Origin of the sequence: Kitasatospora sp. NPDC057542 (genome assembly GCF_042801945.1) — a bacterium.
In the GTDB taxonomy this organism is placed as follows: Bacteria; Actinomycetota; Actinomycetes; order Streptomycetales; family Streptomycetaceae; genus Kitasatospora.
The window spans coordinates 1-24,398 of record NZ_JBHVFE010000084.1 but is presented as its reverse complement, the minus strand read 5'-3'; the positions used below and the strand labels follow the sequence as shown (position 1 = coordinate 24,398).

At 70.9% G+C, this 24,398-nt stretch carries 22 protein-coding genes and 2 rRNA genes; 18 read left to right on the top strand and 6 right to left on the bottom strand.

Going from position 1 to position 24,398, the window contains the following annotated elements; all coding sequences use genetic code 11:
• The 10 genes from ACFU7Y_RS13815 to pstB form a co-directional block, all read left to right on the top strand.
• Positions 1 to 93: ribosomal RNA gene (locus tag ACFU7Y_RS13815) — 23S ribosomal RNA — on the top strand; the annotation flags it as partial.
• Positions 94 to 170: 77 nt separating this feature from the next.
• Positions 171 to 287, top strand: a 5S ribosomal RNA gene (gene rrf, locus ACFU7Y_RS13810).
• A gap of 72 nt (positions 288 to 359) precedes the next feature.
• The gene (mshD, locus tag ACFU7Y_RS13805; RefSeq protein ID WP_380767996.1) at positions 360 to 1,322 is read left to right on the top strand and encodes a mycothiol synthase; all 963 of its coding nucleotides are present in this window, start codon (positions 360 to 362) and stop codon (positions 1,320 to 1,322) included.
• Between the two features lie 410 nt (positions 1,323 to 1,732).
• Positions 1,733 to 3,910, top strand: a complete 2,178-nt coding sequence (locus ACFU7Y_RS13800; protein ID WP_224284541.1) for an RNA degradosome polyphosphate kinase — start codon at positions 1,733 to 1,735, stop codon at positions 3,908 to 3,910.
• Between the two features lie 121 nt (positions 3,911 to 4,031).
• Positions 4,032 to 5,120: a CHAD domain-containing protein gene (locus tag ACFU7Y_RS13795; RefSeq protein ID WP_380767994.1), complete on the top strand. Its 1,089-nt coding sequence runs from the start codon at positions 4,032 to 4,034 to the stop codon at positions 5,118 to 5,120.
• A 1-nt stretch (position 5,121) separates the two neighbouring features.
• Positions 5,122 to 5,649 (top strand): NUDIX hydrolase, encoded by a 528-nt coding sequence (locus tag ACFU7Y_RS13790; RefSeq protein WP_380767992.1) that lies wholly within the window; start codon positions 5,122 to 5,124, stop codon positions 5,647 to 5,649.
• Between the two features lie 226 nt (positions 5,650 to 5,875).
• Entirely contained in the window at positions 5,876 to 7,009 is a 1,134-nt protein-coding gene (gene pstS / locus ACFU7Y_RS13785) for a phosphate ABC transporter substrate-binding protein PstS (RefSeq protein WP_380767991.1), read from the top strand.
• Positions 7,010 to 7,159: 150 nt separating this feature from the next.
• Positions 7,160 to 8,137, top strand: a complete 978-nt coding sequence (pstC, locus tag ACFU7Y_RS13780; protein WP_224282805.1) for a phosphate ABC transporter permease subunit PstC — start codon at positions 7,160 to 7,162, stop codon at positions 8,135 to 8,137.
• Positions 8,134 to 9,204, top strand: a complete 1,071-nt coding sequence (pstA, locus tag ACFU7Y_RS13775) for a phosphate ABC transporter permease PstA (protein ID WP_224282804.1) — start codon at positions 8,134 to 8,136, stop codon at positions 9,202 to 9,204. The genes pstC and pstA overlap by 4 nt, the downstream gene beginning before the upstream one ends.
• Positions 9,205 to 9,246: 42 nt before the next feature.
• Complete coding sequence (pstB, locus tag ACFU7Y_RS13770) at positions 9,247 to 10,023, top strand: phosphate ABC transporter ATP-binding protein PstB (protein ID WP_224282803.1); 777 nt, start codon at positions 9,247 to 9,249, stop codon at positions 10,021 to 10,023.
• Between the two features lie 160 nt (positions 10,024 to 10,183).
• On the opposite strand, the gene ACFU7Y_RS13765 is transcribed toward pstB, so the two are convergent.
• A complete protein-coding gene (locus tag ACFU7Y_RS13765) occupies positions 10,184 to 11,173 on the bottom strand; it encodes an anion permease (RefSeq protein WP_380767989.1) in 990 nt (329 codons plus the stop codon).
• A gap of 11 nt (positions 11,174 to 11,184) precedes the next feature.
• Complete coding sequence (locus ACFU7Y_RS13760) at positions 11,185 to 11,805, bottom strand: DUF47 domain-containing protein (RefSeq protein ID WP_030059626.1); 621 nt, start codon at positions 11,803 to 11,805, stop codon at positions 11,185 to 11,187.
• A 463-nt stretch (positions 11,806 to 12,268) separates the two neighbouring features.
• Here ACFU7Y_RS13760 and ACFU7Y_RS13755 point away from each other — a divergent pair, with 463 nt between their 5' ends.
• Complete coding sequence (locus ACFU7Y_RS13755) at positions 12,269 to 12,655, top strand: metal-sensitive transcriptional regulator (RefSeq protein ID WP_224282801.1); 387 nt, start codon at positions 12,269 to 12,271, stop codon at positions 12,653 to 12,655.
• A gap of 30 nt (positions 12,656 to 12,685) precedes the next feature.
• Here the strand turns inward: ACFU7Y_RS13755 and ACFU7Y_RS13750 are convergent, their stop codons facing one another.
• Positions 12,686 to 12,874 (bottom strand): hypothetical protein, encoded by a 189-nt coding sequence (locus ACFU7Y_RS13750; protein ID WP_224282800.1) that lies wholly within the window; start codon positions 12,872 to 12,874, stop codon positions 12,686 to 12,688.
• 218 nt (positions 12,875 to 13,092) lie between these two features.
• The gene (locus ACFU7Y_RS13745) at positions 13,093 to 13,992 is read right to left on the bottom strand and encodes a hypothetical protein (RefSeq protein ID WP_224282799.1); all 900 of its coding nucleotides are present in this window, start codon (positions 13,990 to 13,992) and stop codon (positions 13,093 to 13,095) included.
• A gap of 160 nt (positions 13,993 to 14,152) precedes the next feature.
• On the opposite strand from ACFU7Y_RS13745, the gene ACFU7Y_RS13740 reads away from it, so the two are divergent.
• Complete coding sequence (locus ACFU7Y_RS13740) at positions 14,153 to 14,344, top strand: hypothetical protein (RefSeq protein ID WP_380767986.1); 192 nt, start codon at positions 14,153 to 14,155, stop codon at positions 14,342 to 14,344.
• Between the two features lie 44 nt (positions 14,345 to 14,388).
• On the opposite strand, the gene ACFU7Y_RS13735 is transcribed toward ACFU7Y_RS13740, so the two are convergent.
• Positions 14,389 to 15,117 (bottom strand): phosphatase PAP2 family protein, encoded by a 729-nt coding sequence (locus tag ACFU7Y_RS13735; protein ID WP_380767984.1) that lies wholly within the window; start codon positions 15,115 to 15,117, stop codon positions 14,389 to 14,391.
• Between the two features lie 193 nt (positions 15,118 to 15,310).
• On the bottom strand, positions 15,311 to 16,498 hold the full coding sequence (locus ACFU7Y_RS13730; RefSeq protein ID WP_380767998.1) for an NlpC/P60 family protein: 1,188 nt from the start codon (positions 16,496 to 16,498) through the stop codon (positions 15,311 to 15,313).
• Between the two features lie 248 nt (positions 16,499 to 16,746).
• On the opposite strand from ACFU7Y_RS13730, the gene ACFU7Y_RS13725 reads away from it, so the two are divergent.
• From ACFU7Y_RS13725 to ACFU7Y_RS13700, 6 genes are all read left to right on the top strand, one after another.
• Positions 16,747 to 17,097, top strand: coding sequence for a hypothetical protein (locus ACFU7Y_RS13725; protein ID WP_224284734.1), 351 nt, complete (start codon positions 16,747 to 16,749; stop codon positions 17,095 to 17,097).
• Positions 17,098 to 17,264: 167 nt separating this feature from the next.
• On the top strand, positions 17,265 to 18,071 hold the full coding sequence (locus ACFU7Y_RS13720) for a hypothetical protein (RefSeq protein WP_380767982.1): 807 nt from the start codon (positions 17,265 to 17,267) through the stop codon (positions 18,069 to 18,071).
• A gap of 52 nt (positions 18,072 to 18,123) precedes the next feature.
• A complete protein-coding gene (locus ACFU7Y_RS13715) occupies positions 18,124 to 19,353 on the top strand; it encodes a hypothetical protein (RefSeq protein ID WP_380767980.1) in 1,230 nt (409 codons plus the stop codon).
• Between the two features lie 7 nt (positions 19,354 to 19,360).
• Positions 19,361 to 20,935, top strand: coding sequence for an SCO6880 family protein (locus ACFU7Y_RS13710; RefSeq protein ID WP_224281807.1), 1,575 nt, complete (start codon positions 19,361 to 19,363; stop codon positions 20,933 to 20,935).
• Positions 20,936 to 20,994: 59 nt separating this feature from the next.
• Positions 20,995 to 22,344, top strand: a complete 1,350-nt coding sequence (locus ACFU7Y_RS13705; RefSeq protein ID WP_224281808.1) for an ATP-binding protein — start codon at positions 20,995 to 20,997, stop codon at positions 22,342 to 22,344.
• 184 nt (positions 22,345 to 22,528) lie between these two features.
• On the top strand, positions 22,529 to 24,322 hold the full coding sequence (locus ACFU7Y_RS13700; RefSeq protein WP_224281809.1) for a bifunctional UDP-sugar hydrolase/5'-nucleotidase: 1,794 nt from the start codon (positions 22,529 to 22,531) through the stop codon (positions 24,320 to 24,322).
• The last annotated feature ends 76 nt before the right edge of the window (positions 24,323 to 24,398 follow it).

The window sequence follows — 24,398 nt, the reverse complement described above, 5'->3', positions numbered from 1 at the left end:
GGCTCCCAGTAGACGACTGGGTTGATAGGCCGGATATGGAAGCCCTGTGAGGGGTGGAGTTGACCGGTACTAATAGGCCGAGGGCTTGTCCTCAGTTGCTCGCGTCCACTGTGTTGTTCTGAAACAACGACCCGCCCGTATGGGTGTCCGGGTTGATAGTTTCATAGTGTTTCGGTGGTCATAGCGTGAGGGAAACGCCCGGTTACATTCCGAACCCGGAAGCTAAGCCTTACAGCGCCGATGGTACTGCAGGGGGGACCCTGTGGGAGAGTAGGACGCCGCCGAACAATTCTTCCGAAGAACCCCTGATCCATTCGGATCAGGGGTTCTTCGCATTTCCGGTGACGTATCGTCAGGGCATGGACGATCAGACTGCGGTCACTGCGAACGATGTGCTCCGGCCCGAGCAGCGCGACGGCGCCCTGCGTGTTCTGGCGGAGGCCCAGACGGTGGACGGCCGGACCGCCGTGTCCGAGCAGGGCCGGCTCCGGCTGCGGAACGCGGAGACTCCGCGCCCGGGTGTCATCCACCTCATCGAGACCGAAACCGACGCCGTCCGCGGCTACGGCCAGCTCGAAGTACCGGAGAACCCGGCCGCCAACCCCGTCGCCGAGCTGGTGGTCGACCCGGCCGCCCGCGGCCGCGGCCTGGCCCGCCCGCTGGTGGACGCCGTCCTGGCGCAGGCCCACCGGGCGGGGCGCGACGCGGTGGACTTCTGGGTGCACGGCGGCCACCCGGCGGCCCGGCACCTGGCCGAGATGTACGGCGCCGAGCTGGTCCGCGAGCTGCGGCAGATGCGCCGCACCGGCCGGCAGACCGAGGAGGTGGCCGTCCCCGAGGGCATCGAGCTCCGCACCTTCCGCCCGGGGGAGGACGACGCCGAGTGGCTGCGGCTGAACGCCCTGGCCTTCGCCCACCACCCGGAGCAGGGCGCCTGGACCGCGCAGGACCTGGCCGAGCGGATCGCCGAGTCCTGGTTCGACCCGGCCGGCTTCTTCCTCGCAACCCGCGACGGCAAGGTGGTCGGCTTCCACTGGACCAAGGTGCACCCGGCCACCGCCACCGAGCCCGAGCTGGGCGAGGTGTACGTGGTCGGGGTGGACCCGGCCGAGCAGGGCAGCGGCCTCGGACGCGCGCTGACCGCGGCGGGCCTGCGCCACCTGACCGGTACCGGCCCCGGCGAGCGCGGTCTGGAAACCGTGCTGCTCTACGTCGACGCCGACAATCCGGCCGCCGTGCGGGTATATGAACGACTGGGGTTCGCCATTCACGAGGTGGACCTCATGTACCGAGCCCGGTACCGGGCGAACCGGCCGGCCTAGCCGCTGCGGACCCTCGGGGACCTTCGAAGCATCCGGAGTCTCCGCTCCCGGATCTCCGGAGCGTCCTCGCACCGGATTCCCGAGCCTTTCGACTCTGCCGAAAGCGGTCGGGACGGCCCCCGAGCGGTCGTGGGCGAGGGACGGGGCGGCAACGCCCCTTGCCCCGACCGACTCAGCTTTCCTCCTGGCCATGCGGTGTTTACCGTGGATTCAATTGCTGCCGCGAAGATCACAGGATGAAGTCCGTAGTGTCTCGCTCGTGCAGAGTCGACCGCCACGCACCGGCCGGTCCTGTACGGACCGCGCCCGGAGGGTGGGCGTTGTCCCCGGGCCTGGTCCGGGGCGAGGGCGACGGCCCGCAGAGCCATTCGCGTCCGGACGCCGTCCTGCTGCTGGAGGAGCTGGAGCCCATGAGCATCCCCCGCCCCGTCTCTGCCCCGCTGTCGCCTACGGCCCGGATGTCCGGTGCGCTGGGTGTTCCGCCGGAGCTGCCGGCCACGGACGACGAGGAGTTCGAAGCGTTGCCGCAAGGCCGCTTCCTGGACCGCGAGCGCAGTTGGCTCGCGTTCAACGAGAGGGTCCTGGAGCTGGCCGAGGACCCGGGCATCCCGTTGCTGGAACGGGCGAAGTTCCTGGCGATCTTCGCGAGCAACCTGGACGAGTTCTTCATGGTCCGGGTGGCCGGCCTCAAGCGCCGGATCGCCACCGGCGTCGCCCAGCGCAGTGCGTCCGGCCTCCAGCCGCGCGAGGTGCTGGACCTGATCTGGACCCGCTCGCGCGAGCTCATGGCCCGCCACGCCGCCGCCTTCCAGCAGGAGGTGTTGCCGGACCTCGCCACCGAGGGCATCGAGGTGGTCCGCTGGTCGGAGCTGGCCGAGAAGGAGCAGGCCCGGCTGCACACGCTGTTCCGGCAGAAGATCTTCCCGGTCCTGACCCCGCTGGCCGTCGACCCGGCGCACCCCTTCCCGTACATATCGGGGCTCTCGCTCAACCTGGCCGTCGTGGTGCGCAACCCGGTCTCCGGGCACAAGCACTTCGCGCGCGTCAAGGTGCCGCAGTCGCTGGCCCGCTTCCTGGAGGCCTCGCCCCAGCGGTACGTCCCGCTGGAGGACGTCATGGGCGCCCACCTGGAGGAGCTCTTCCCCGGGATGGAGGTGCTGGCCCACCACGCCTTCCGCGTCACGCGCAACGAGGACCTGGAGGTGGAGGAGGACGACACCGAGAACATCCTCAAGGCCCTGGAGAAGGAGCTGATGCGGCGGCGCTTCGGCCCGCCGGTGCGGCTGGAGGTCGAGGAGTCGATCGACCCGTACATCCTGGACCTGCTGGTGCGGGAGCTGAACATCACCGAGGCGGAGGTCTTCCCGCTGCCCGGGCCGCTGGACCTGACCGGGTTGTTCGGGATCGCCGAGCTGGACCGCCCGGAGCTCAAGTACCCGAAGTTCGTGGCCGGTACGGCCCGCGGGCTGACCGACGTCGAGTCGGCCTCCCAGCCGGACATCTTCGCCGCGATGCGCGAGCGCGACGTCCTGCTGCACCACCCGTACGACAGCTTCTCCACCTCGGTGCAGGCCTTCCTGGAGCAGGCCGCGGCCGACCCGGACGTGCTGGCGATCAAGCAGACCCTCTACCGCACCTCCGGCGACTCGCCGATCGTCGACGCGCTGATCGACGCGGCCGAGTCCGGCAAGCAGGTGCTGGTGCTGGTGGAGATCAAGGCGCGCTTCGACGAGCAGGCCAACATCAAGTGGGCCCGCAAGCTGGAGGAGGCCGGCTGTCACGTGGTGTACGGCCTGGTCGGGCTGAAGACACACTGCAAGCTCTCGCTGGTGGTCCGGCAGGAGGGCGACACCCTGCGTCGCTACTCGCACGTCGGCACCGGCAACTACCACCCGAAGACGGCCCGGCTGTACGAGGACCTCGGTCTGCTCACCTCCGACCCGCAGGTCGGCGCGGACCTCTCGGACCTGTTCAACCGGCTCTCCGGCTACTCGCGCCGTGAGTCCTACCGCCGCCTGCTGACCGCCCCGCGCGGCCTGCGCGACGGGCTGGTCTCGCGGATCCACAACGAGATTGCCCACCACCGGGCGGGCCGCCCGGCCTACGTGAAGCTCAAGGTCAACTCGATCGTCGACGAGGCCGTGATCGACGCGCTGTACCGGGCCTCCCAGGCCGGGGTGCCGGTGGACGTCTGGGTGCGCGGGATCTGCGCGATCCGCCCGGGCGTGCCGGGGCTGAGCGAGAACATCCGGGTCCGCAGCATCCTGGGCCGCTTCCTGGAACACTCCCGGATCTTCGTGTTCGGCAACAACGACGATGCGGAGGTCTGGATCGGCAGCGCCGACATGATGCACCGCAACCTGGACCGCCGGATCGAGGCGCTGCTGCGGATCACCGATCCGGCGCACCGCGCCGAGCTGTCCGGGCTGATCGACCTCGGGGTGTCGGACGGGACCGAGTCCTGGCACCTGGGGCCGGACGGCGCATGGACCCGCCACTCGCAGGACGCCGAGGGCCGGTCGCTGCGACACGTCCAGGACCTGCTGATCGACTCACGCCAGCGCCGTCGGGCCGCCACCTCGCGCTGACGCGTCCACTGATGCGAAGCCGCCGGAGCAGCGGGCCCGCGAGACTCCTACGGGCAGCTGCTTCCGGCGGTCGGCCACCAGCTCCGGGGACCGCCCCGGGGGAACGGGGATCTACCACGCCATGACCGAAGCGCCGATGACGGCCCGGACGGCCTCCACAGCGACCGCCGGGGACATCCTCTCCCGCCACCTCACCGTCCAGGCCGGCGCCTTCCTGCGCGCGCTGCCGCTGGCGGTGGGCGAGGTCGGTGCCAGACCCGGGACGGCCTCGATCGTCCCGTCGGCCGGCACCTCGGACCTGCTGCGGGCCGTCCGGCGGATCGGCGGGCTGCTGCACACCTTCGGCTCGGTCTTCGAACAGACCTGGGCCCAGGAGTCGCGCACGGAGCTGCGCTGGCTGCTCAACCTGCTGGCGCTGGAGCCGGGCTACGTCCGCCGCTCGGCCCGGCTGCTGGGCGCGCTGGACTCGCTGAGCGGCACCGACCCGGACCGGACGGGCATGCTGGCCGGCCACGCGGGCGCGCCCAAGGCGCGGGCGCTGCTGGACCGGCAGCTGACCCTGGCCCGGACGAGGGCGCACTCCACGGCGCTCCAGGAGCTCCGCTCCGCCCGGCTGCACGCGCTGGCGGACCGGATGACCCTGCTGGTCGGCGAGGCGCCGATGCTGGAGTCGGCGGGCGGCCGGGCCCCTGCGGTGCTGCTGCCGCAGGCCGCCGCCGCGTTCACGGCGCTGTCCGCGGGCGCCCAGCAGCTGCCGCTGCAGCGGGCCGCGACGCCGTACGGCGGGGACGGGCTGCGCCGGCTGGGCGCGGTGCCGGCGTCCCGCGGGGCGACGGACGCGGACACCGCGCTGGCGGCCGACGACGCCCCCTGGGCCCGGCTGCGGATCCTGGTGAAGCGGGCCCGGTACGCGCTGGAGGTGTGCGGCCGCCCGTCCCCCGAGCTGGACGAGCTGGACGTGCTGCTGGCCCGGCAGCAGGAGGCCGCGGACGCCGCGGTCACCGCCGCCACCGCGGCTCGCACCCCGCGGATCACCCCGGCGACCGCGTACGTGCTGGGCGTGGTGCACGCCGACCAGCGGCTGGAGGTGGAGTCGGCGCGGTACGCCGTCGGCCGCAGCTGGCCGGACCTGCCGCCCGGCCCGGACGGCTGGCTGGAGCTCCTCCCGGCCGACGCCTGGGGGCACTCCGCCGCGCCCGGGACGGTCTGAGTTGGCCGAGCGCCCGCGCACCGGCCGGGCGGCGGCGGGGGCCGCGACCGGGGCGGGGCGCGCCCCGGTGATCCTGGCGGCGGGCGCGGTGCTGTGGCTGCCGGGCCGGCTGAAGAAGAGCGGCCGGCTGGGGCGGCCGCGGATCGCGGTGATCCACCGGCCCAAGTACGACGACTGGAGCCTGCCGAAGGGCAAGCTCGAACCCGGCGAGGGCATGGCCGACGCGGCGCTGCGCGAGGTCCGGGAGGAGACCGGGTTCCGCTGCCTGCTGGGACCGGAGCTGCCCGCCCAGCACTACCAGGTGCAGGGCCGCCCGAAGGAGGTCCGCTACTGGGCGGCGGTGCCGTCGAGCGGGTCCTTCCGGCCGAACCGGGAGGTGGACCGGCTGGAGTGGCTGCCGGCCGGGAAGGCCCGCGCCCGGCTCACCCACGACCACGACCGGCTGCTGGTCGACGCCCTGCTGGCGGTCCTGGGGGCGAAGCCGGTGCGGACGGCAGGGGCGGAACCGGCGAAGGAACGGTGGAAGTGATCTCCCTGCGCCCTTGCCGTGACGCAACCGTTACTACCTGACGTAGTTTCCTGCCATCCGTTCGAGGTTCACTCCCCGTTCACTTGCGACCGGCTGTCGTGTCACTTGCCCGGCCTAACTTCGGGACCACCGGAGGGCCGAACGGGCCCCGGACCACAGCAAAACCCGTGCTGGGCCGTACGCGTACGGCCCGCGCAAGGGCAATGCCACAGAAAGGGACACCCCTGTGAAGCTCCAGCGGAACGGCCGCTCCAAGGCCCTCGCGATCGGTGCCATGGCGCTCGTCAGCTCGCTGTCGCTCGCCGCCTGCGGGTCGGACAACAACAACTCGACCGCGTCCAGCGGCTCCAGCGGCGGCTCCGCCGCGGCTGCCGCGATCAACTGTGGCAAGCCCGGTTCGCTGATCGCCGCCGGCTCGACCGCGCAGGGTGCGGCGATGGACGTCTGGAAGACCAGCTTCGCCGCCGCCTGCTCCGGAACCACGATCAACTACCAGGGTGGCGGCTCCGGTGCCGGCATCCAGCAGTTCAACCAGGGCAAGATCCAGTTCGCCGGCTCCGACTCGGCCCTGAAGCCGGCCGAGATCGACGCCTCCAAGGCGGTCTGCACCGGCGGCCAGGGCATCGACCTGCCGATGGTCGGCGGTCTGATCTCGCTGGTCTACAACATCGACGGTGTCGACAACCTGGTCCTGGACGGCCCGACCGCCGCCAAGATCTTCGACTCGCAGATCACCAAGTGGAACGACCCGGCGATCGCCGCCCTGAACCCGGGCGCCAAGCTGCCGGACGCGGAGATCCAGACCTTCCACCGCTCGGACGACGCCGGCACCACCGAGAACCTGACCAAGTACTTCGCCGCCGCCGGCGGTGGCGCCTGGTCCTACCCGGCCGGCAAGGCCTGGACGGGCAAGAACGGCCAGTCGGCCAACGGCAGCGCCGGTGTCTCGGCCCAGGTGAAGCAGGTCAAGAACTCGATCAGCTACGTCGAGCTGGCCTACGCCCAGACCAACAGCCTGAAGAGCGCCGAGATCAACACGGGCGCCTCCAAGCCGGTCGCGGCCACCGCCGAGAACGCCGCCGCCACCATCGCCAAGGCGCAGGCCGCCGGTACCGGCAGCGACCTCGCGCTGAAGCTCGACTACGCGACCAAGGAAGAGGGCTCCTACCCGCTGGTCCTGATCACCTACGAGATCGTCTGTGACAAGGGCAACAAGGCCGAGACCCTCGACACCCTGAAGTCCTTCCTGACCTACACCGCCAGCGACGCGGGCCAGAAGGCCGTCGGCGAGAAGGGCTACGTGCCGCTGCCGAAGGCCGTGACCGACAAGGTCAACGGCGTCATCGCCACCCTGGCCTGACCCGACAGGACCCCCGGTGGGGCGGCCCCGTGAGCGAGGGGGGCCGGGGCCGCCCCACCGGAACGCACCACACCCAGCACCACGTCCGGGGCACCGCCGCCATGGTGCCGTCCCCCTTCCGGGGCGGCGCCACCAGACCGGAGTAGACCAATGACTTCATCCTCCCCTGCCGCCCCGCGAGGCAGGGAACGCCGACCGCGCGACAGCCGCGTCGGCGACAAGATCTTCATGAACCTCGCCCGGGGCTCGGGCATCCTGCTGCTGGTCATCATGGCCGCCATCGCCGCGTTCCTGACCTGGCGGTCGGTCCTGGCCCTGAGCACCAACGAGGGCAACTTCCTCACGAGCTTCGAGTGGACGCCGGACGCCCCGAAGCCCGTCTTCGGCATCGCCGTCCTGGTCTTCGGCACCATCGTCAGTGCCGTCATCGCGATGGCGATCGCCGTCCCGGTGGCGATCGGGATCGCGCTGTTCATCTCGCACTACGCGCCGCGCCGGATCGCCCAGCCGTTCGCCTACCTGGTCGACCTGCTCGCCGCCGTCCCCAGCATCGTCTACGGCCTCTGGGGCGCGCTCTTCCTCGTGCCGCACCTGGACGGCCTGACCAGCTGGCTCAACGAGTACCTGGGCTGGACGTACATCTTCGACCAGACCAGGACCGGCACCCCGCGCAACCTGTTCACCGTCGGCATCCTGCTGGCGATCATGGTCCTGCCGATCATCACCGCGGTCTCCCGCGAGGTGTTCCGCCAGGTGCCGCGAATGCACGAGGAGGCGGCGCTCGCGCTCGGCGCGACCCGCTGGGAGATGATCCGCACCGCGGTGCTGCCGTTCGGCCGCCCCGGCATCATCTCGGCCTCGATGCTCGGCCTCGGCCGTGCGCTCGGCGAGACCATCGCGGTCGCGGTGGTGCTGTCCGCCAGCAACGTCCTGTCGCTGCACATCCTGGACGCCGGCGGCGGCACCTTCGCGCAGAACATCGCGCTGAAGTTCGCCGAGGCCGGTGACAACGGCCGCAACGCACTGATGGCCTCCGGCCTCGTCCTGTTCGTCATCACCCTGCTGGTGAACGGTGCCGCGCGACTGATCATCGCCCGCCGCAAGGAGTACTCGGGGGCCAACGCATGACCGCCACCGTCGTCGTCGAGGACGCCCGGCCCGTCGGCCGTCCACTGACCGCCAACCGACTGCCCAAGTGGGCCCCGGTCGCCGTCGCCCTCGGCTCGATCGCCCTCGGCTGCGGGATCGGCGCGGTCGGCGGGCTGGCCAGCCACCTCCAGTGGGGCATGATCTCGGCCCTGCTCTTCGTCGTGATCGGCTACGTCCTCTCGGCCCGGGTCGAGGGCCGCCGGCAGGCCAAGGACCGGCTCGCCACCTCGGTGGTCTGGGTCGCCTTCATCCTGGCCGTCGTCCCGCTGGTCGCCCTGACGGTCTACACCGTCCAGCAGGGCAGCGAGGTGGTCGACGGGTTCTTCCTGAGCCACTCCATGAAGGGCGTGATCCAGTCCGGGCCCGGCGGCGGCATCTACCACGCGCTGATCGGCACCCTGGAGCAGGTCGCCCTGGCCACCGCGATAGCCGCCCCGATCGGTCTGCTGACCGCCGTCTACCTGGTCGAGTACGGCCGCGGCAAGCTCGCCAAGGCGGTCACCTTCTTCGTCGACGTCATGACGGGCATCCCGTCGATCGTCGCCGGTCTGTTCATCCTCTCGCTCTGGAACCTCGCCCTGGGCTTCAGCTACTCCGGCTTCTCGGGCAGCCTCGCGCTGGCGATCCTGATGATGCCGGTCGTGGTCCGGTCCACCGAGGAGATGCTGAAGCTCGTCCCGAACGAGCTGCGCGAGGCCTCGTACGCGCTCGGCGTGCCGAAGTGGAAGACCATTCTGCGGATCGTCCTCCCCACCGCGATCGGTGGCATCACCACCGGTGTGATGCTCGCGGTCGCCCGCATCACGGGCGAGACCGCCCCGGTGATGATGCTGGTGTTCGGCGCCGACTACATCAACAGCAACCCGTTCGACGGACCGCAGCAGTCCCTGCCGATGTACATCTGGCAGCAGTACTCGCAGGTCAACAACGACTACGGCTACGCCCGTGCCTGGGGCGCGGCGCTGGTGCTGATCGCCTTCGTGATGGGGCTCAACCTCATCGCCCGGGGCATCGCCCGCTGGCGCTCGCCCAAGGGCGGGCACTGAGCGACCGACTGACGTACGAGACAGACGAGAGAAGCAACGATCATGGCCAAGCGCATCGACGTCAGCGGACTGTCGGCCTACTACGGCACCACCAAGGCCATCGAGGACATCTCGATGAGCATCGAGCCCCGCTCGGTGACCGCCTTCATCGGCCCCTCCGGCTGTGGCAAGTCCACCTTCCTGCGCACCCTGAACCGGATGCACGAGGTGATCCCCGGCGCCCGGGTCGAGGGCAAGGTCCTCCTGGACGACGAGAACCTGTACGCCTCCAACGTCGACCCGGTCGCCGTGCGCCGCTCGGTCGGCATGGTGTTCCAGCGCCCGAACCCGTTCCCGACCATGTCGATCTACGACAACGTGGTCGCCGGACTCCGGCTCGCGGGCGTGAAGAAGAAGTCCGTGCTGGACGAGGTGGTGGAGCGCTCGCTGAAGGGCGCCAACCTCTGGAAGGAGGTCCACAACCGGCTGAACAAGCCGGGGGCCGGCCTCTCCGGCGGTCAGCAGCAGCGCCTGTGCATCGCCCGCGCCATCGCGGTCGAGCCCCAGGTCCTGCTGATGGACGAGCCCTGCTCCGCGCTCGACCCGATCTCCACCCTCGCCATCGAGGACCTGATCGGCGAGCTGAAGGAGCAGTTCACCATCGTCATCGTGACCCACAACATGCAGCAGGCGGCCCGCGTCAGCGACCGCACCGCCTTCTTCAACCTGGCCGGCGTCGGCCAGCCGGGCAAGCTGATCGAGCTGGACGACACCCAGCGGATCTTCTCCAACCCGTCGGTCCAGGCGACCGAGGACTACATCTCCGGCCGCTTCGGCTAGGCCGGAACCCCGTCACGGGCGGCGCCGAGGCGCCGGGACGCGTGACGGACCGCGAGCTGTCCCGTGGTGCTGCATGGCGGTGCCGCCGCGGGGCATGGAGAAGGGCCCGCCCCCGAGATGTGGGGGCGGGCCCTGTCCGTTCGTGCGTCCTGCGGGGGCGTCAGCCCCAGAACAGGTGGACGAACCAGTACATCAGCGCTGCGACGATGGCGGCCGCCGGCATCGTGATGAACCAGCCGAGCACGATGTTCTTCGCGACGCCCCAGCGCACCGCGCGGATCCGCTTGGTGGCCCCCGCACCCATGATCGCCGCGGTGATCACGTGGGTGGTGGAGATCGGCGCCTTGAAGACGAACGAGGTGATGTACATGATCGCCGAGGAGGTGGCCTCGGCCGCGAAGCCCTGCGGCGGGTCCAGCTCGATGATCTTGCGGCCGAGCGTCCGCATGATCCGCCAGCCGCCCGCGTAGGTGCCCAGCGAGAGCATGGTCGCGCAGGAGATCTTCACCCAGACCGGGATCCCGTTGCCGGACTGGTGGCCGGAGATGGTCAGTGCCATGACCACGATGCCCATGGTCTTCTGGGCGTCCTGGAGGCCGTGCGCCAGGGCCATCGCGGCGGCCGAGGCGGTCTGGGCGACCCGGAAGTTGCGCTTGGCCCGGTGCGGGTTGGCCCGGCGGAAGATCCACAGGATCGCCAGCATCACCAGGAAGCCGCCGACCAGGCCGACCACCGGCGAGACGATCATCGGGATGACGATCTTGTCGAGGACCCCGCTCCAGATCACCTCGACGCCGCCGGCCAGCGCCGCGCCCACCATGCCGCCGAACAGCGCGTGCGAGGAGGAGGACGGCAGGCCGAAGTACCAGGTGGTCAGGTTCCAGGCGATCGCCCCGACCAGGGCGGCGAACAGGATCGCCATCCCCTGGCTGCCGGAGGGGGTCTCGATGATCCCCTTGGAGACGGTGTGCGCCACGCCGCTGCCGAGGAACGCGCCGGCCAGGTTCATCACCGCGGCCATCGCCAGCGCCGCCCGGGGGGTGAGCGCCCGGGTGGAGACCGACGTGGCGATCGCGTTCGCCGAGTCGTGGAAGCCGTTGGTGTACGTGAAGAAGAACGCAACGCCGATGACGGCGATGAGTGCTGCCATGTCCACGAGGGTCAGGACTCCTTGACGGCGATGGTCTCCACCGTGTTGGCGACGTGCTCGAACGCGTCCGCCGCCTCCTCAAGGACGTCCACGACCTGCTTGAGCTTGAGCACCTCGATGGCGTCGTACTGGCCGGAGAACAGGTGGGCGAGCAGCTTGCGGTGGATCTGGTCGGCTTGGTTCTCCAGCCGGTTGACCTCGATCCAGTACTCGGTGAGGTTGGACATGCTGCGCAGGTTCGGCATCGCCTCGGCGGTGAGTTCCGCGGCGCGCGCCAGTACCTCGATCTGCTGCTCGATGCCCTTCGGCAGGGTCTGGATGTCGTAGAGGACGACCAGGTCGACGGCCTCCTCCATGAAGTCCATGATGTCGTCCAGCGACGAGGCCAGGCTGTAGATGTCCTCGCGGTCGAAGGGCGTGATGAAGGACGAGTTCAGCTGGTGGAAGACGGCATGGGTGGTGTCGTCCCCGGCGTGTTCGGCGGCGCGCATGCGCTCGACGATCTCCGCACGGGCCGACACGTCTGATCCCAGCAGCTCCAAAAGGAGCTTCGATCCGACGACGAGGTTCTCCGCTGCGGCGGCGAACATGTCGTAGAAGCTCGTCTCCTTCGGGGTCAGGCTAAAACGCACGGAAATCTCCGATGTGCGGGGTAGGGACTGAACGATGCTAGGTGCAACCAAGCGCAATCACGCAAACGGGGTGTCGGGGAAGGAGTCGGAACCTCCCCTTCCGTTCGGCTGTCGCGCCGGGTGATCCGGGCCGCACCACCACGTGTGGATGTGAGTGAGCGATGGAGGTATCCCCGGCCGGAGGCTGGGGGAGAGCGAACCAGGAGGAGGTGCGCTCCGGGCGAAGCGTCTGCGGAGCGAGGCGAGGTGGGCGCTGCGCCCTCAGTCTGACGGAACCTCGCCCGGATTGTCCTCGTCGTGCGTACGGAAGACCGGGGCGCCGCTCAGACGGGTGAACCGCCGGGCACCCCTCCCGGGCCGCCCCGGCACATGCCGCCTCGGCCGTCGGAACACCACGCAGGGCCCCGGTGTTGGACACTGGTGGCCGACGCAGCCACCAGGCACTGAGACGAAGGCGGGGCCGATGACCACGACGCAAGCGCGCACCGAGCCACAGCACGCGCAGGAGGCCGACCCGCACGCCGGCCCCACCGCCGAAGCCGCAGAGGGACATCACGGGGGGCACGGTCCGCACGGCTACAGCGCGCAGAAGGACGCCCACCTCAAGCGGCTGCGTCGGATCGAGGGCCAGATCCGCGGCCTCCAGCGCATGGTCGACGAGGACGTCTACTGCATCGACGTGCTCACCCAGGTCTCGGCCAGCACCAAGGCGCTGCAGTCCTTCGCGCTCTCCCTGCTGGAGGAGCACCTTCGGCACTGCGTCGCCGCGGCCGCCGAGGAGGGCGGCACCGAGCTGGACGCCAAGGTGGCGGAGGCCACCGCCGCGATCAGCCGCCTGCTGCGCAGCTGAGCCACCGGCCGTCCGCCGTTCCCGCGCCCGCTAGCCGTCGGCCTCCCGCTCGGCCTGCCCGGGTTCGGCCCGGTCCAGCAGCACCTCGTCGATCCGCTCGGTCGGCAGCCGGTCGCCGGAGCTGGCCGTCGCGGCGATCATCAGCTCGCCGGCCAGATCGATCTCGTCGAGGGCCGCGTCGTCGTGGCCGCCGCTGCGGCCGCCCGTGGACGACACCACCTGCACCACCCCTTCAGTGCCTCGCCAGCCCGGGCGGCAGCCACCCGGAGTCCAGCCTAGGCACTTCGGGGCCCGTCCACATGGCACGGACGGGCCATCTCGGCGCCGCCGAAACGGGTGGCCGTCGCTCCCCGGACGGCCACCCGCCCCGGCGGCACCCCGTCTCGCCCCGGCGCCGGAGCGCTGCCCCGGCGGGCCAGGGCGGTGTCGGACCCGCCCTACTTCGGGCTCTCCGTGGGCTTCATCTGGTAGATGTCCGAGGCCGAGGGCTCGGCCGCCTCCACCGGCTTGCCGAAGTCCCTCAGCGAGGTCGTCGAGGTCACCTTCACCTGGTCCTTGGGCTCCTTCGACCCGGCCACCCCGGCGAAGGTGAACACCTCGACCACCTTGCGCAGCCGGCCCTGGTCGTCCAGCCAGGCGTCGTACGGGACCTCCTTGACGGTGAAGGTCTGCGCGCCCATCCGCAGGCCGTCCCCGCCCCGGCCGCCGGTCGCTTCGGCCGCCTTCGCCAGGTCCAGGGTGCCCCGGTAGTGGTGCAACGCGACCCCGTCGACGGTCTCGGTGCCCACCGCCTCCGCCTTCTGCGCCCCGCGCAGCGCCCCCGCCGCCGAGGCCGGGTCGGTGGCGCCGCTGCTGACCAGGTTGCCGTCCGGCAGCTGGCGCACGTCCAGCTTGACCCACTTGCCCTCGGGGACCTTGGCGCCGCTGTTCTGGAGGTAGACCGTGCCCGGCAGGACCACCTCGACGATCTTTCCGGTGGTCGCCGCGCCCGGTGGCACCTGGACCTCCAGCCGGCCGATCCGCTTGACGTAGTCGTAGCCGCCGGTGCCGTTGAACGAGGCCTTCTTCTCGGCGGACTCGGTGACCAGATCGGTCGCGGCGTGCGCGGAGCCGGTGCGGCCGGTGATGTCGGCGGCGTTGCGCACCGCCGTCAGCGGGTCCGCGGCGAGCCGGTCGGGGGCGCCTGACTTCCGGTCGGAGGATCCGCTGACGGAGCCGCCGGAACAGCCGGCGGCCCCCACCGCCAGGGCGGCGGCGATCAGGGCGGCCCCGGCCGCCGAGCGCAGGTGCGGACCCGGACGGCGTGCCGGCCGTCCGGTGCGCTGCTGGTCGGTCATCTTCATCCTCGCGACAACCCCCTCGGGCCCGACTGCCCCGCCGGACACCACCGGGTGGGCATAGCTCTTCCCGGGCAAACGAGTTGGGGCGCAAAGGGTTACGGGGCCGGTGCCCGGGGAGCGTCGCGCAGGGGGCTTCCGGCGCGTTACGGTGAACCACGTGCACAGTGAGCTGCCGGTCGCACCCGGCACCACCCGGATGCCCGAGCACCGCCTCGCGGTCAGCGAGCGCGGCTCCTTCATCTTCGCGACCTGCAGCTGCGGCTGGTACTCCCCGGCCCGCCGTTCGCGCGAACTGGCCCGTTGTGAGGGCGCCGACCACATCGCCGCGAGCGGCGCCGAGCCGGACTGATCCCGTCGGGCCCCGGGTGCCTCGGCAGGGCCCCGTGGGCGAGGTCAGGCCGCGAGGTCGGACTCCGGCGGCTGCTCCCCGGCCCGCACCGCCCCGCGCCCGCGCCGACGGCCGCGCGGACCGGCCCCGGCCCCGGCGCGCGCCGCGCCGCCGCGTTCGGACGCCCGGATCAGCGGAGCGACCGCCGTCCGGCTCAGTGCATGGCAGAACGGCACCAGCACGGCCATCGCGATCGGCGCCAGCAGCAGCACCACGGCGACGGCGAGCGCGAATCCGCCGATCACGTCGGTCGGGTAGTGGACGCCCATGAACATCCGGCAGAAGCCCTGGAGGAGCGCCAGCCCGCCGGCGATCCAGCCCAGCCTGCGGTTCACCAGGAACAGCGCCACCGCGACGCCCATGGTCATGGTCGAGTGGTCGCTGACGAAGGAATGGGTGCCGGCCTTGCCGTCCACCAGCACCAGCAGCCCGGGATGGTCGACGAAGGGGCGCGGGCGGTTCACGATCGCGGCGATCGGCAGGTTGGCCAGCTCGGCGACGGCCACCGAGAGCGGCACCCAGAGCAGCCCGGCCATCGCCACCGGCGCGTCCGGACGACGTCGGGCCTGGAGCCAGGCCACCAGGCCGAGCATCGCCAGGCCGATCAGGATGCCGTACTCGCCGATCCACGAGACCAGGTGGTCCAGCCACTGCGGGGAGCGCTTGGCCAGGCCGTTGACGGCGTAGAGCAGGTCGAGGTCGGGGTTGGTCGTGTCGGCAAGCGGCGTCGACACGCCGCACCTCCTTCTGGTCCGCTGCATCTGATCGTCATGGCCGGGGGCCGTCCCGTGCGGGAAGCTGATGGGAGGCCACCGGAAGAAACGTCATTTCCGAGGCACAGCGTTCCACGGAAACGCGCGGTTATCGAAACTTGACTCAGCGTCCACAGCGCGCACACAGGTACCGGCCGCACCGGCCCCACCGGGCCTACCGTCCCGCCCCGGTGGGGCTCGGGCCGGCCTGCGCGGGCGGGGCGGCGGTCGCGGACCGGCCGGGGGTCGCCGGGGCGCTGCCCGGCGCGCCGCCCTGGGTGCCGCCCTGGCTCCCCGCGGGGGTGGTGGGCTCCGTCCCGCCCGGACGGCTCGGGGCGTTGACCGCGCCGTCGTTGTTGCGGGTCGGCAGCGCCTGGGCGCCGTCCGAGGTGACCCGGGTCGCGCCGATGTACTCCCTGGTGTCGATCTTGTCGTAGCGGATCACCGCGCCGGTGTGCGGCGCGTTGATCATGTAGCCGCCGCCGACGTAGATCCCGACGTGGTGGATGCTCCGCGGATCGCTCAGGTCCGTCGCCCAGAACACCAGGTCGCCCGGCCGTAGCTGATCGCGCGACGGGTGCGGCCCGGCGTACCACTGGTCGTTGGCCACCCGGGGCAGGGTGATGCCCACACTGGCGAACGCGGCCTGGGTCAGGCCCGAGCAGTCGAACCGCCCGTTCTGCGAGGGCAGGCCCTCACCGCCCCACAGGTACGGGGTGCCGAGCTTGGTCTGCGCGAAGTAGATCGCGGCCGACGACTGCGGGGACACCTCCAGCGGCGCGGTCGGCGAGGCCGGGGCGGTGAAGCTGCGGGCCATCGCCTGGATGTTCCGCACGTAGCCCTGGGTCTCCTTGTACGGCGGCACCCCGTTGTACTTCTCCACCGCGCCCTCGCCGGCGTTGTAGGCCGCCAGCAGGTTGGCCTGCGGGTCACCCGGGACCTTCGCGACCCGCCTTGCGATCGCGCAGTCGTAGGTCGCCGCCGAGGCGATCGCGTCCAGCGGGTCCCAGACGTCCGCCTTGCCGTCCCCGTTGCCGTCGGTGGCGTAGCCGGGCCAGGTGCCCGGCATGAACTGCGCCATTCCCTGCGCCCCGACCCCGGAGCGCGCCTTGGGATCGAAACCGCTCTCCTGGTACAGCTGCGCCGCGAGCATCGGCGGGGAGATCTCGGGGCAGAGTAAGCCCCACTTCTGGATCGGATCCTGGTAGGCGGCGGGGACCGTTCCGGGAGAGAGGGCGGAACGATTCGCCGACTGCTGCGGCGTCCCACTTGCCGCATAAGTCCCCATCGTCACCAACCCGATGAACCCGAACGCAACAACTCCCGCAGCGGCGGCGGCCGTACCGGCCTTCCGGAGTACCATCAGCACCATCCCGACGAATCGTCAGTCGAAGTGTCCCGGAAGGCGTTGCTCACCGCAATCATCAGAGATACGAACAGTGAGCGCTATCCTTCGTACGGTCTACATCCTCGCGTACGTGTCCGATGCCTCACGACCAATACGCGAGAAGTAGCCAAGTCGACATCAGATCTGGCCAAGAATAGGCCCCGACCCTTCGCGCGGGCCGGGTCCGGGCCCTTGAATTTGCCTGATCGGGCGGTGAGATGGAAATGAACCTGAGCAGCGTGCACACGAATGCGGTCGGCCACCTGGCCGAAGACCCCCCCAAGAAGCCGAACATCGACACCATCATCGGCGGAATCGCCCCGGACTGGGGGCCGTTCGCGAGCCTCGGGTCGGAGGCGCGGGTGATGGTCGAGGTCATCATGGCCGTGGCCATCCTCATCTGCCTGGGGCTCGCGGTCTGGGGTGCGGCCAAGCAGCGGATCGGTGCGACCGCGATGCGCGACAGTTTCGGCGCCGAACAGGGCAAGGGGCTGATCGTCGCCGGACTGACCGGCGTGTTCATCATCGGATCACTCGGCACTCTGTTCACCATTGTCTACGGCATGGCGATCTGACGATCGGACAGCAGTAGTCCGACCTGCCTGAGACCGGGTCCCCGTCCGGACCCCCTCCGACAGTCGGCCCGCCAGGAGTCCACCCCCGTTCCCACCCTCCGTCCGCGCCCGCCCCCGGGCGGAGGGCCCCCGGAGCCGCCCCGGCTCCCCGCACCAGGAGGGCCGCCGTGCCGTTGTCCGACGACCAGCCGCGCACCCGTACGCGCCTGCCGGTCGGCGAACAGTCCTCCGCCCAGTCGAACCACCGTCAGTCCCGTCCGTTGCGCGCCCTGCTGGCCGTCCTGGTCGTCGTCACGCTGCTCGTGGTGGCCCTCGCCATCGCCAACCGCGTCATGCCCGGCGCCGGAAGCGGCGACGGCACCTCCGCCGACCACGCCGCCTCCGGCGCCGGCCCCGCCCCCAGCGGCGACCAGCCCGTCGGCACCACCGTCAACGGCATCCCGACCGGCTACCCGCACACCGAGCCGGGTGCCCAGTCGGCCGCCACCAACTACGCGGTGGCGATCGGCTCCGCGGACATGTTCCGCACCGACAGCCGGCACGGCATCGTCGCCACCATCGCCGACCCGGGCGCACTGGCGGGGCTCCAGAGCCGGCTGGACCAGGGCTTCGGCGGCGACACCGCCACCCGCTACGGCCTCGACACCCAGGGCCGCGCGCCCAAGGGCCTCACCTTCGTCAGCCGCACCGTCCCGGTCGGCGCCAAGTCGACGGGCTACAGCGACGGGGACGCCAAGGTCGAGGTGTGGTGCACCGGTCTCACCGGCCTCGCCGGCGAGCGCTCCGTCCAGCCGGTGACCACCAACTGGTTCACCCTCACCCTCTCGCTGCACTGGACAGGCAGCGACTGGAAGCTCACCGACTTCACCAGCAGGCAGGGCCCCGCGCCGGTGCCCGTAGACCAGCAGGCCGCCACCGCCGATGAGATCACCGGCGCCGTCCAGCAGTTCGGGGGGTTCCGCTTTGCCCGTTGACCAGAACTCACACCGTTCCGGCGCGCGGCGCCGCGTGGGCACCCTTGCCGGTGTGCTGGCCACCTTGCAGGTGGCGGCGCTGTCGGCGGCCCAGCGTGTGTTCGCGGAGCCTTCGCCGACTCCGAGCGGCACAGCCAACACCAACTGCCCTGACCTGCCGATCTCCGGGAACGGCATTCTCTGCGCGGACAAGCCCGGAGGGAGCTCGTTGCCCGGGGCCAATACTGTCGGGACCGTGACCGACCCCCTCGGGTCGTTGGCCAAGAGCTGTGCGCAGGCCGCGGCGTGGGTGGTGCGGAAGCTGTCGGGGGCGATCGACGGGACGACACAGGTGGACTTCACCAATACGTCGTTCCTGCAGCAGTACGCCGTGGTGTTCGCCGTGTCGACGGTGATCACGCTGGTGCTGTGGCTGCTGGCGGTGACGAAGCGGGCGGTGCGGGGGGCGCCGCTGACGACGGCGTTCTCGGAGGCGATCGGCTTCCTGTGGCTCACGGTGGTGGCGTCCGCGTTCACGCCGCTGATCCTGTACACCGTGGTGAGCGTGACGGACGGGTTGACCAAGGCGATCGCGGTCGGGACGAAGACGGACACCGGGTCATACCTGGGAGGGTTCGCCGACACGCTGGAGAAGGGCGATGTGGGCGGCGGTCCGCTGATCCTGGTGATCGTGTCGCTGGTCGCGGTGCTGGCGGCGGCGGTGCTCTGGATCGAGCTGTTGATCCGGGCGGCGATGCTGTACGTCGGCGCGTTGTTGGGTACGGCGGTGTACGCGGGGCTGGTGGACCGGCAGCTGTGGAAGCACGTGCGGCGCTGGGCGGGGGTGATGCTGGCGGTGGACCTGGCGAAGCCGATCATCGTGGTCATCCTGGGTCTGGCGGGCGCGGTGGCGACCGGGGCCGGGGCTGACGACGACTTCGCCCGGGTGCTGTCCGGGCTGGCGATCCTGTTCCTGTCGATCTTCGCGAGCGCCGCCGTCTACCGCTTCGTGCCGGGCTTCGGCGACGAGCTGCTGAACATGCGCGGGGCCCGGGCCAACGCCGTCCAGGCCGGTTCGGCGATGATCAACGGCACCGCGAACCTGATGAAGCAGGGCATCACCACCCACGGCGACCGCGGTCCGCAGGCGGGCGGCACGGGTGGTGGCGGGGGTGCCGGCGGCGGTTCGGTCGCGCCGGGCATCGCCGCCCACGCGGGCCGGACGCCGGCGCCACCGCCCCAGGGCGGGCCGCCGCAGGCCCCGGTTCCGATCCGCGAAAGCAATCCAGCGAAGGGAGGGTGACGGGTAAGTGAGCAGCGAACCGCTCGGCCAGTACGGCGCCCAGTACGCCCAGCCGTACGTGCACCAGCGCCGCACCTACCTGATCGGCAAGGCCCGCCCGAACGCGCCGATCGGCCGGAACCGGGAGTCCGGCGAGATCATGCTGATCATCCTCGGGGCCTTCCTCGGCATGCTCTGGGGCCTGCTGATGCCGATTCTGCCGTTGCGGATCGGCGGTCTGGTCGGTCTGCCGGCGCTCGCCATCGCGGCGGTGTACGTGCCGTACCGCAAGCGGACGTTCTATAAGTGGGCGGAGATCAACCGCACCTACCGCCGGACGGTCCGCAGCGGGCGGGCGGTGTGGCGCTCGGACGTGATGGACGCCGGCACCCGGCTGGACGGCCGGGAGGTAGAGGTCGGCCCGCCGCCCGGGGTGGGGCGGTTGCGCTGGCTGACGGCGCCGTTCGGGCCGGACGAGGTCGGGGTGCTGATGCACCTGGAGCGGCGCACGGTGACGGCCGCGATCGAGATCGAGGGCCCGGGAGTCGGCCTGCGCGACTCGGAGGACCAGGAGGCCCTGGTCGACCGGTTCGGGACGCTGCTGAAGCACGTCGCCAACGGGGACGGCTTCGTGACCCGGCTGCAGATCCTGGCCCGGACCCTGCCGGCCGACCCGGACGCGCACGCCAAGGACGTCGAGCGGCGCGGTGACCCGTCCGCTCCGCGCTGGCTGCAGGACTCGTACGACCAGCTCCAGTCGATGGTGTCGACCTCCTCGGAGCAGCACCGGGCCTACCTGGTGGCGTGCATGCACTACACCCGCGACCTGGCCGCCGAGGCGCACGCGATGGGGCGCACGGCCACCGGGCGGCGGGCGCGGGACGACGAGGGGCTGGCGGCCGTGATGGCGCGCGAGCTGACCGACATCTGCGCCCGGCTGGCCGAGGCGGACATCCGGGTGCGCCAGCCGCTGGGCCAGGCCCGGCTCTCCTCGCTGCTGCACTCGATGTACGACCCGGACCACCCGATCGACCACATCCAGGCGATGTCCCGGCGCAACGCCTGGCCGGCCGAGCTGGACGCGACCCACCAGCAGTACCTGCAGGCGAAGACCCGTGAGTCGGCGACCCGGGAGCCGTGGTGCCACGCCACCGCGTGGATCAAGGAGTGGCCGCTCACCCCGGTGGGCGTCAACTTCCTGGCGCCGCTGCTGGTGCACACCCCGGACGTGATCCGGACGGTCGCGGTGACGATGGACCTGGAGCCCACCGACGTCGCGATCGAGCGGATGCTGACCGAGAAGACCAACGACGAGGCCGAGGCGAGCCGCGCGGCCAAGATGAACCGGACGGTCGACCCGCGCGACCTGGCCCACACCGGCCGGGTGGACCAGCGCGGCGACGACCTGGCGTCCGGCGCGGCCGGGGTGAACCTGGTCGGCTACATCACGGTCTCCTCGCGCAACCCCGACGCGCTGGCCCGTGACAAGCGGACCATCCGGGCCTCGGCCGGCAAGAGCTACCTCAAGCTGGAGTGGTGCGACCGCGAGCACCACCGGGCCTTCGTCAACACCCTCCCGTTCGCCACCGGCATCCGCCGCTGAGCACGCCGTACGCCCGTACGTCCGTCCCCGTCCACCGCTGACCCGTCAGGAGGCCGCCCATGGCGCTCGGCAACCTCACCGAGGCGTTCACCAGCCTGATGTTCGGCAAGGTGGAGACCACCCGCCTGCCGGTGCGTACCTCCACCGGCCAGGCGCAGGCCGTCTACCTGCCCACCGCCGCGCCGGGGCTGGGCGACTCCGGCGTGATCATCGGCCGCGAGGTGTACAGCGGCAAGGGGTACGTGTACGACCCCTTCCAGCTGTACGGGCAGCAGCTGCCCGCCCCGCACTGGCTGGTGCTCGGCGAGTCCGGCAACGGCAAGTCGGCGCTGGAGAAGACGTACGTGCTGCGGCAGCTGAGGTTCCGCGACCGCCAGGTCGTGGTGCTGGACGCGCAGGGCGAGGACGGCGTGGGCGAGTGGAACCTGATCGCCGACGCGCTGGGCATAAAGTCGATCCGGCTGGACCCGATGGCGGCCCGGGACGGCGGGGTGAAGCTCAACCCGCTGGACCCGGCGATCACTCAGACCGGCCAGCTGTCGCTGCTGCGCACCATCGTCGAGGTGGCGATGGGGCGTGGGCTGGAGGAGCGGGCCGGTTTCGCGCTGAAGGCCGCGCACGCCCACGTGGTGGCGACGGTGAAGGACCGTCAACCGGTGCTGGACGACATCATCGACACCCTGCGCAACCCCGACCTGTCCTCGGTGGAGTCGCTGGGCGTGGCGGTGGACGAGGTGCAGTCCTGGGGCCTGGACGTGGCGCTGGTGCTGGACCGGCTGGTCGACGGTGACCTGCGCGGTATGTTCGACGGGTCGACCACCGAGGGCATCGACCTGGACGCGCCGCTGATCGTCTTCGACCTCTCGCACATCGACCGCAACTCGATCGCGATGCCGATCCTGATGGCGATCGTCGGGGTGTGGCTGGAGCACACCTGGATCCGTCCGGACCGGAAGAAGCGCATCTTCCTGGTGGAGGAGGCCTGGCACATCATCAACAGTCCGTTCGTGGCCCAACTGTTCCAGCGGCTGCTGAAGTTCGGCCGCCGGCTCGGCCTGTCCTTCGTCGCGGTGGTGCACCACCTGTCCGACGTGGTGGACGGCGCGGCGGCCAAGGAGGCCTCGGCGATCCTGAAGATGGCATCCACCCGGACGATCTACATGCAGAAGGCCGAGGAGGCGCGGGCCACCGGCCGGGTGCTGGGCCTGCCGCGCTGGGCGGTGGAGATCATCCCCACCCTGTCGCCGGGCATCGCGGTCTGGGACGTCAACGGCAACGTCCAGGTGGTCAAGCACATCGTCACCGAGGTCGAGCGTCCGCTGGTCTACACCGACCGCGCGATGACCGAGGACGCGGTGGCCGAACGGGTGCGGGCAGAGCGGCAGTTGGCGGCCGAGCCCGGGGTCTGAGGAAGTCCTCTCCGCGGGTTCCGCACCCGGCGGACGGCGATGGTTCGTCAGTAGGTAATCCTCTCGTTACGTCCGACGTCCTGACAGCTACGCGCGTTGACCTTAGGCTTCGCAGTCGCAACACATGCCCGAACGCCGACGCTGTCCTCAGCCGGTGCTCCTCCAAGGTGCAGGGGAACCCTTCATGCTCACCGTCAGATCCCGACGGACGGCGCTCGCCGTCGTCGCCGCCGCAGGTCTGTTCGGCACGGTGGTCGTGCCGACGGCCGCTCAGGCCGCCGACGCCAAGCGCCACAAGACCGTCAACCTCCAGCTGCTGGCGATCAACGACTTCCACGGCAACCTGGAGCCCCCGGCCGGCTCCTCGGGCACGATCAAGGAGATCGACCCGGCCACCGGCAAGGAGGTCGCCACCCCGGCCGGCGGCATCGAGTACCTGGCCACCGAGCTGCGCAAGGCGCGCGTCCCGGCCGACGACTCGATCACCGTCGCGGCCGGCGACATCATCGGCGCCAGCCCGCTCACCTCGGCGCTCTTCCACGACGAGCCGACCATCGAGGCGATGGACAAGCTCGGCCTGGACGTCACCTCCGTGGGCAACCACGAGTTCGACGAGGGCGCGCAGGAGCTGCGGCGCATGCAGGAGGGCGGCTGCCACCCGACCGACGGCTGCTACGAGGCCGGCCGCACCTTCAAGGGCGCCAACTTCAACTACCTGTCGGCCAACGTCACCGACGAGAAGACAGGCAAGCCGCTGCTGGCGCCGTACTGGGTGACCAAGTCCCAGGGCGTGAAGGTCGGCTTCATCGGCGTCACCCTGGAGGGCACGCCGAACATCGTGACCGCCGAGGGCGTCAAGGGCCTGAAGTTCGCCAACGAGGTCACCACGATCAACAAGTACGCCGCCGAGCTCAAGGCCAAGGGCGTCAACTCGATCGTCGCGCTGATCCACGAGGGCGGCTACCCGGCCAGCAGCGTCTACAACTACGACTGCGGCGCGGCCGGGCAGGGCATATCCGGCCCGATCGTCGACATCGCGAAGAAGATCGACCCGTCGGTCGGCGCCATCGTCACCGGCCACACCCACAACGCGTACGCCTGCAGCATCCCCGACCCCAACGGCGTCCCGCGTTCGGTGACCAGCGCCGCCTCCTTCGGCCGGCTCTTCACCGAGATCAACATGAAGCTGGACAAGACCACCGGTGAGATCGTGCGTCCCTCGGTCAAGGCCGAGAACCACGTGGTGCACCGCACGGTCGAGAAGGCGCCCGACATGACGGCGCTCGTCGACCACTACTCCAAGCTGGCCGCCCCGATCGCCAACCGCCCGATCGGCTACATCGCCTCGGACATCAACGGCCGCGGCAACAACGACCCGGAGAAGCCGCTCGGTGACGTGATCGCCGACGCGCAGCTCGCCGGGCTGGCCCCGGCCGACAAGGGCGGCGCGCAGGTCGCCTTCATGAACCCCGGCGGCATCCGCTCCGACCTGGTCTACAAGGCCTCGGGTGGCGAGGGCGACGGCGTGGTGACCTACGGCGAGGCGTTCACCGTCCAGCCGTTCACCAACATGATGCAGGTCAAGACGCTGACCGGTGCCCAGCTGATCCAGCTACTCCAGCAGCAGGTGAGCGGCTCCAACGCCGCCGCGCCGAAGATCCTGCAGGTGTCCTCGAACCTGCACTACACCCTGGACATGCGCAAGACCGGTGCGGACCGGGTGGTCCTGGACTCGGTCCGGCTGAACGGCGCCCCGGTCGACCCGGCCGCCAAGTACCGGGTCGCGGCCAACGAGTTCCTGGCCGGCGGCGGCGACGGCTTCCCGGCCTTCGCGGCCGGCACCGACAAGCTGGTCGGCGCCTCGGACCTGGACGTCTTCACCGCCTACCTGGGCGCCCACAGCTCGGCCGCCGCGCCGCTCCAGGCCCCGGCGCAGGACCGTATCAAGATCATCGGCCCGGGCAGCGACATCGGCTGACTGTGAGCCGGCCCCGGGGGCGTGTCCTGTGGGTCCTGTCGGACCCGGCAGAGAACTGCGGGACACCCCCCTGCGG